The 6,989-nt window shown below is 68.6% G+C and carries 9 protein-coding genes; 1 reads left to right on the top strand and 8 read right to left on the bottom strand.

Features of this window, described 5'->3' with window-relative positions; all coding sequences use genetic code 11:
* From AC16DP_RS16235 to AC16DP_RS16200, 8 genes are all read right to left on the bottom strand, one after another.
* Positions 1-338 (bottom strand): protein kinase domain-containing protein (locus tag AC16DP_RS16235; protein ID WP_483956798.1); only part of this gene is annotated, 338 nt, incomplete at its 3' end.
* Between the two features lie 371 nt (positions 339-709).
* Positions 710-1,003 (bottom strand): hypothetical protein, encoded by a 294-nt coding sequence (locus tag AC16DP_RS16230; RefSeq protein WP_483956797.1) that lies wholly within the window; start codon positions 1,001-1,003, stop codon positions 710-712.
* 78 nt (positions 1,004-1,081) lie between these two features.
* Positions 1,082-1,633, bottom strand: a complete 552-nt coding sequence (locus tag AC16DP_RS16225; protein WP_483956796.1) for a TlpA family protein disulfide reductase — start codon at positions 1,631-1,633, stop codon at positions 1,082-1,084.
* Between the two features lie 108 nt (positions 1,634-1,741).
* Complete coding sequence (locus AC16DP_RS16220; RefSeq protein ID WP_483956795.1) at positions 1,742-3,298, bottom strand: ATP-binding protein; 1,557 nt, start codon at positions 3,296-3,298, stop codon at positions 1,742-1,744.
* A gap of 99 nt (positions 3,299-3,397) precedes the next feature.
* On the bottom strand, positions 3,398-4,804 hold the full coding sequence (locus tag AC16DP_RS16215; protein ID WP_483956794.1) for an MATE family efflux transporter: 1,407 nt from the start codon (positions 4,802-4,804) through the stop codon (positions 3,398-3,400).
* Positions 4,805-4,838: 34 nt separating this feature from the next.
* Positions 4,839-5,651: a bifunctional hydroxymethylpyrimidine kinase/phosphomethylpyrimidine kinase gene (gene thiD / locus AC16DP_RS16210; RefSeq protein WP_483956793.1), complete on the bottom strand. Its 813-nt coding sequence runs from the start codon at positions 5,649-5,651 to the stop codon at positions 4,839-4,841.
* Between the two features lie 64 nt (positions 5,652-5,715).
* A complete protein-coding gene (locus AC16DP_RS16205) occupies positions 5,716-6,165 on the bottom strand; it encodes an SMI1/KNR4 family protein (protein ID WP_483956792.1) in 450 nt (149 codons plus the stop codon).
* 2 nt (positions 6,166-6,167) lie between these two features.
* Positions 6,168-6,551, bottom strand: coding sequence for an HNH endonuclease (locus tag AC16DP_RS16200; protein WP_483956791.1), 384 nt, complete (start codon positions 6,549-6,551; stop codon positions 6,168-6,170).
* Positions 6,552-6,628: 77 nt separating this feature from the next.
* On the opposite strand from AC16DP_RS16200, the gene AC16DP_RS16195 reads away from it, so the two are divergent.
* Positions 6,629-6,982, top strand: a complete 354-nt coding sequence (locus tag AC16DP_RS16195; protein ID WP_483956790.1) for a hypothetical protein — start codon at positions 6,629-6,631, stop codon at positions 6,980-6,982.
* The last annotated feature ends 7 nt before the right edge of the window (positions 6,983-6,989 follow it).

Genomic DNA, 6,989 nt, shown 5'->3' with positions numbered 1-6,989 from the left:
CGCGCCGAGGGGTTGTCCTCCTGCGCCCAGCGGTGCAGCGGGCGGCCCTCCACGTACTCCATGACGAGTACCAGGAATTCGGGCCTGTCCTCCGGCCACTTCAGGTGGCCCACCAGCTTCACCACGTAGGCGAACGAGTGGCTCAGCAGGATGAAGAGCTCGCGCCAGCCCCAGTCTCCCACGTGCTCCAGGTGGATGAACTTGAGCGCGTACGCTCGCCCCTCTCGCCACGCCAGGTACACCCGGCCCTGGCCCCCGGCGCCCAGCTTGCGCTCAATGCGGTAGCCACCCACCACGCTGTCTGGAGGTAGCACCTCCTCCACCGGTTTGGCTTTCACGACACCCTCCCTCCGAGGCCGCAGGTGGATAACCGCGGGAGTCCTGTCATCGGCTCTACCTCCAGCGTGGGGAGGTTAGCAGAAGCTGGTCTCTTCTCTCTTCCCTGGCGGAACGTCGTCTTCGGTGGGTCGCACAAGGAGGCACGGGAGGCGGTGACTCACGTCGGGCAGAGGTCTTTCATGGGGCGCACTGCCTGACTCAGAGTGCGCGAGGAGTCATGCGTGAGGGCCTCTCTCGGCATGAGTGTTGGCGGCAGCTCTGTGTCTACCCACTGGTAGACGTCTACCAGTGATGTAGGGAAGATGCACACCTCACTGGTAGACGTCTACCAGTCAGAGGCTTTTCGACTCATCTCCGCTCGTCAGGGCTTTCAGTACGCCGGGAACGTCAGGGAGCGGCCCGCCTCGAAGCGGGGCTCTCGCTGAAGCTGCTCCAACACGGTGGAGGTGCAGTGAAGCGTCACGAGGGGGATGCTCCCCGGAGCGCTGACCCATTTCACCGAGTCCATGAGCGAATGGGACTGGAGGTAGCTCAGCACGGTGTCGCGAAATTGCTCACCCAGGGCACACGCCGCCGCGTGGACGGCCGTGCGGTCCCGCTGGGGCGCGGGGCGATAGTGGGCGGCGGGCTCTTCCCGGGGCATGACGATGGTTTCGATCCACATGCGGGGCCTCCGGTCTCGAGCGCCAAGAAAAGCGGTCATTAGATTATCGCAAGTGAAGCGTTTCGGGTTGCGTCATTTCTACTTTTCTTCCGTGCCCGGTGTCTTGTCGAGCGATGACCAGATGCGCGAGGCCTGGGGCGAATCGGCCTTGCCATTCACGACGGCGAGCACCCGGCCCTGGGCGTCGAGGGCGATGACGTAGGGCTCCTGGCTGGAGCCGAGTCCCAGCGTGCCGGCCAGGGCGCCATTGCGATCGAGCAGGGTGTCCTCCCAGAAGGGCCGGGGCACCTGGGCCTGCACGCGGCGGCGCACCGTGCCCATGCCCACGAAGAAGGGCAGGTGCAGGGAGATGATGGACTCGCGCTGGACGCCGCCGGGGGCGTGCTGATCGGCGGCCTCGAACCACCGCCGCATCTCGTCACCGGCGTCCTTGTCGGTGATGGCGACGAGCAGCGTGGGCTTGCCCGTGTACTCCTGGCTCGAGTGCTCCTGGCCCAGGAGATCCTTCCCGGTGAAGCCGGGCAGGGGCTGGCCCACTCCCGGCCCGTCCGCCGCCCCCGCGGGAAGCGCCAGGGCGCTGGCCGTGAGCAGCACCTTCCACCAGACTCCCGTTCCTCGAAGCTCCGGCATGCGCTCCTCCTCCTGGGAGATGGATGCGGCGCTCCTCGAGATGTGACGGCGGGGTTCTCGGCGCCCGGTGGCCGGGCCGCTGGACGGGCGGGCGGACCGGGCGCCCGCTCAGAGATCCTTCGCGACGGGGAGCCGGACGGTGAAGGTGCTGCCCTGGCCGAACTGGCTCTTCACCTCGATGCGGCCCTGGTGGCTCGTGATGATGCCCTCGCTGATGGACAGGCCCAGCCCCGCGCCCTTGCCGGGCGGCCTGGTGGTGAAGAACGGGCTGAAGATCTTCGAGAGCAGCTCCTGCGTCATCCCATGCCCGGTGTCGGAGATGCGGATGAGCACCTCGTCCCCCTCGTGCAGGGTGCTGACCTGGATGACGCCGCGCTCGGGAATGGCCTGGACGGCGTTGAGCAGCAGGTGGGTGAACACCTGGTTGAGCTGGGCGGGGCGGCCGAGGATGGGCGGCACCTGGGCGTAGTCGCACTTCACCTCGCACCGGTACTTGAGCTGGTTCCACACCACCTTGAGCGTGGTGGCCAGCTCCTTGTTCACGTCCACCAGCTCCGGTTGCTTGGAGTCCTCCCGGACGAAGGCCTTGAGGCTCTGCACGATGTCCGCCACGCGGTGGGCGCCCTCGCGCGAGTCGTTGAGCAGCTCGGTCACGTCCCCCAGCAGGTACTCGAGGTCCTCCTGCTCCTCGAGGGTGCGGATGCGCTGGAGCAGCTCGGCCTGGGGCCCCTGGAGCTCTCCCAGCCCGTCCGCCAGCTCGCGGTGGAGCCGGAGCAGCTCGGTGAAGACGGAGAGGTACTGGGAGAGGGTGGCCAGGTTGCTGGTGATGTAGCCCAGGGGGTTGTTGATCTCATGGGCGATGCCGGCCACGAGCTGCCCCAGCGAGGCCATGCGCTCGGAGTGGAGCAGCTGGGCCTGCCGCTCCTCGAGCGCCACGGTGGTGTGCAGCAGCGACTCGGTGCGGCTCTGGACCAGCTCCTCCAGGTTGTCCTTGTGGCGCTGGAGCTCCTCCTCGCGCTGGCGCAGCAGAGCCTCGGTGTGTTTCTGCTGCTGCCGGCTGCGCCACCCCAGGATGATGCTGCAGCAGGTGGCGACGAAGGGCTGGAGGAACTCGATGAGCTCGGGGCCGTAGCCGCCGGGGCGGTTGGCGATGCCCACCATGCCCACCAGCTCGTCACCGGACTTCAGGGGCAGGCCGAGGAACGCATTCAGGGCCGGGTGGCCAGGGGGAAGTCCGCCCGCGTGGGGGTTCGTCGCGGGCTCGTTGGCCACCAGGGACTCCCCGGTGGTGAGCACCCGGCCGAAGAGCGTCTTGAGGTTGTGGAAGTCCATGCCCTGCACGGCGCTGCGCTCGTAGAGCGCCTTCAGCTCGTCCGTCCAGGCGATGTTGGTGATGGCGTGGCTGCGCAGGAAGGGGGCGCCCTGCTCGTCGTGGAGCACCTCGCCGATGAAGCCGTACTCGCTCTCCGTCAGCTCCAGGAGCACGGTGAGCAGCTTGTCGAACAGCACGTGGGCGTCGCTGCCCCCGATGAACTCGAGCTGGGCCTCGGTGAGGGCCTGGAGCAGGGCGTTGCTGGCATGCAGCGCCCGTTCGGCCACGAGCGCACGCGAGCGGGAGCGGCCCTGCGCGGAGTCCGGTCGTCGACCCGGTGCGGCTTTGCTCATCGTTTCACCATGCTAACCCGCCTGGGGGAGCGGACCGGTCCCATCATCGATCCACCCGGCGCGATGTCCAACGCTCGTTCGCTCGGAGTGCCAGGAGGCCTACACCCGTTGGAGCTTCCACCGTCCGCGCCGGAACACCCAGGCCCCCAGCAGGGCGAAGACGGAGAAGGCCACGGCGATGGAGGCGAAGGCGCCCGAGGGACCGAACCCGAGGGGATGGGACAGCAGCCAGGCGAGCGGGAGCTCGATGCCCCAGAAGCACAGGAGGTTGAGGAGCGTGGGGGTGGTGGTATCCCCGGCCCCGTTGAGCGCCTGGGTGAGCACCATGCCGTAGGCGTAGAAGAGGAAGCCGGCGCTCACGATGCGCAGGCAGCGCACGGCGATGGCGGCCACCGGAGGCTCCCGGGTGAAGGTGGCGATCAGCGGCTCGGCGAAGAGGATGAAGCCGAGCCCCACCGAGCCGAGGAACACCATGTTGTAGAAGCCCGCGCGCCAGACGGCCTGCTCGGCGCGCTCGGGCCTGCGGGCGCCCAGGTTCTGCCCCACCAGCGTGGCCGCGGCGTTGCTCATCCCCCACGAGGGCAGGAGGGCGAACACGATGATGCGCATGCCGATGGTGTAGCCGGCCACCGCGGCGCTGCCGGCGGACGCGACGATGCGCACCAGCACCGTCCAGCTCGCGGTGCCCAGCAGCGTCTGGAAGGTGGCGCTGCCCGACAGCCGGAGCATGGCGAGCATGGTGGCCGGCTCGAAGCGCAGGTGCTGGCGGCGGATGGCCACGCGGGGGGTGCCCCGGAAGAGGCGGTAGAACTGGTAGCAGACGCCCGCCCCGCGTCCGATCGTGGTGGCCATGGCCGCGCCCACCACGCCCAGCTCCGGGAAGGGCCCCAGGCCGAGCACGAGGCACGGGCACAGCAGGATGTTGAGCGCGTTGGCGAGCCCCAGCACGCGCATGGACACGGCGGCATCCCCCACGCCGCGGAAGATGGCGTTGATGAGGAAGAGCAGCAGGATGATGACGTTGCCGCCCAGGAGGAGCTGCGTGTAGCGGAACCCGTGCTCCACGACCCAGGGCGAGCCGCCCAGGAGCGAGAGCAGGGGCTGGGCGAACACCACGCCGGCCACGGCGATGGGCAGGGAGACGAGGACGCCCAGGCCGATGGTCTGCACGGCCACGCGCGCCACCGCGTCCGGATCCTTCTCCCCGGTGCGCCGGGCGATCATCGCCGTGGCGCCGATGCTCAACCCCATGGCCAGCGCGTAGAGCAGCGCGAGGATGGACTCGGTGAGGCCCACGGTGGCGATGGCCTCGGCGCCCAGGCGGGACACGAAGAAGACGTCCACGATGGCGAAGACGGACTCCATCAACATCTCGAGGACCATGGGGACGGCCAGCAGGAGGATGGCTCGTCCCACGGGGGCCTCGGTGAAGTCCTGCTCGGTGCCCCGGACGGCTTCCTTCAGGGAGGCCCAGAGGCTCGGGGCAGGCTCTTCGTGCGTGCTCATGGGCCCGCACATAGCCCGAAGCGCCGCCGGATCCTCAGGAATCCAGCAAGGGGAAGAAATGGCCGATGGGGCCATTGCCCCGGCCGAGCGCCAGGGGGTGCTGGAGGGCCCGGGTGACGTACTGCTTGGCCTGCCGGGTGGCCTCGAGCAGTCCGAGCCCCAGGGCCAGGTTGGCGGCGATGGCCGCGGACAGCGTGCACCCGGTGCCATGGGTGTTGGGCGTCTCCACGGAGGCCAGGTGGAGGGTCTCCATGCGCTCGCCGTCGAACCACACGTCGGTGCCGCACAGGGCGCCGGGCATGGCGCCGCCCTTGACGAGCACCGCCCTGGCGCCCTGCCGGTGGATGCGGCGTGCGGCCTCGCGCATGTCCTCCAGGGTGTGGAGCTCCAGGCGCGCGAGCAGCTGGGCCTCGTGCCGGTTGGGGGTGACGAGGGTGGCCAGGGGGATGAGCAGCTCGCGCAGGGCGGCCACGGCCTCGTCGTCGATGAGGCGGGAGCCCGCGCGGGAGACCATGACGGGGTCCACGACGAGCGGGGTGATGCCGAGCGTGCGGACGCGCTCGGCGACGGTGGAGATGATGGCGCTGTTGACGAGCATGCCCGTCTTGGCGGCGCCGATGCCGATGTCCGAGGCCACGGCGTCGATCTGGGCCGCGACGGACTCGGGGGGCATGACGTCCACGCGGGTGACGCCGAGGGTGTTCTGGGCCGTCAGCGCGGTGAGGGCGCTGGTGCCATGGACGCGGTGGAACGAAAAGGTGCGCAGGTCCGCCTGGATGCCCGCGCCTCCACCACTGTCCGAGCCCGCGATCGTGAGCGCGGTCGCTACCTTCCTGGGGTGTTCCATGGGGGGAACATACGCGGTCCACTTCCGCTCAGGGAGAGGGGAGCCGCGGCTGGCTGCCCGCCACTCAGGGTGCTGTGTCTTCCGAGTGCAGCGCGGTCAGGAACTCCGAGAAGCTGCCGGCAATGGGATGGATGTCCATCTCCACGGTGATGAGGACGATCCTGGGAGGGCGTTGGGACTCCCTGTAATCGAAACAGACGAACTCTCCACCCGGAGTCTCGGCGAACGGGTAGAGGCCCTCGGGGACATGCGGCTTCAGAACCTCGAACGCGCCCTGGGCGGAATAATCATCCTGTCCGGCATCTCCGCTGACCGTCAGCAGGACGCTGATGACGTTGGTTCCCCGCCCCACGTCGAAGACTCCTGGCTCGGGCGTCATGCCCTGATGTGTGGCGGCCACACGCTTGTAGTCCTCTGGGAGCGTGACACCCCACTGGTGTTCGAGTTGCTCGAACTCCTGGGGAGTCGCCAGCCGGGGTTCATCCCAGAGGTACTTCCTCCATTGAATGGGCATCGTCAGTACCCGCCTCCCCAGATGGCCATCCCTCCCGTATGGGGAAGGGAGAGCTTATGGAGGGCTCGTTCGATGAGTTGCATCCTTCCAACGTCCTGGTGGTGATGCCAGAGGTAGCCTCCCGGGGGGGCGTCCGAAACCAGGAGCAATTCGACATCCTTCGGGCCGAGCCCGAGCTGCCTGGCCAGATCGGGGTCTCCCTTGATCGCCTGGGCGAGCCTGGTATTGGCGGCCCTGAAATGCTGTGTCGGCCGGCCGCTGCCGATGTGGATGTCGTCCAGAAGGGTCTCGAACCGGGTATCGAATCTGGGAAAGCCATTCGCGTCGAACTCGAGGGTGTGCTTGCCTCTCGTGACCGTTTTGTTCGTCGCGGCGCCCGTCTCCACGCAACTCTGGAGCGGCATCGGCGATAATGGAATCAGGACCCGCCACCCGTCCGGGCGGTGTCCCCCCTGGAGACTCCATGTCCACCATCAATGGCCTCACCGGTCCCCGCGTGCCCACCCAGACGACGGCCACGTCCACGGCGGGAGGGGCCTCGAGCACGAGCTTCCTGTCGCGCGTGCAGGCGAGCGTCAGCGGTGGTGTGGCCATCCGTCCGGCCAACGCCCCCGCCGTCTCCGGCCGCGACATCGTCTCCCAGACGGTCTCCGCCGCCCGGCAGGAGGCGGCTACCGGCTCCACCCAGGCCGCGGGCACGCCCGCCGTGTCCCCCGAGGAGCAGGCCATCCGGGAGATGTCGCGCATGTCCCTGATGAACAACGTGCAGTCCATCTTCCAGGGCTTCGGCCAGATGCCCAAGCCGGATCAGGACTGAGCGCCTC

The sequence above is a fragment of the Archangium sp. genome (assembly GCF_057119385.1).
This window is presented reverse-complemented; position numbering and strand designations above follow the sequence as displayed.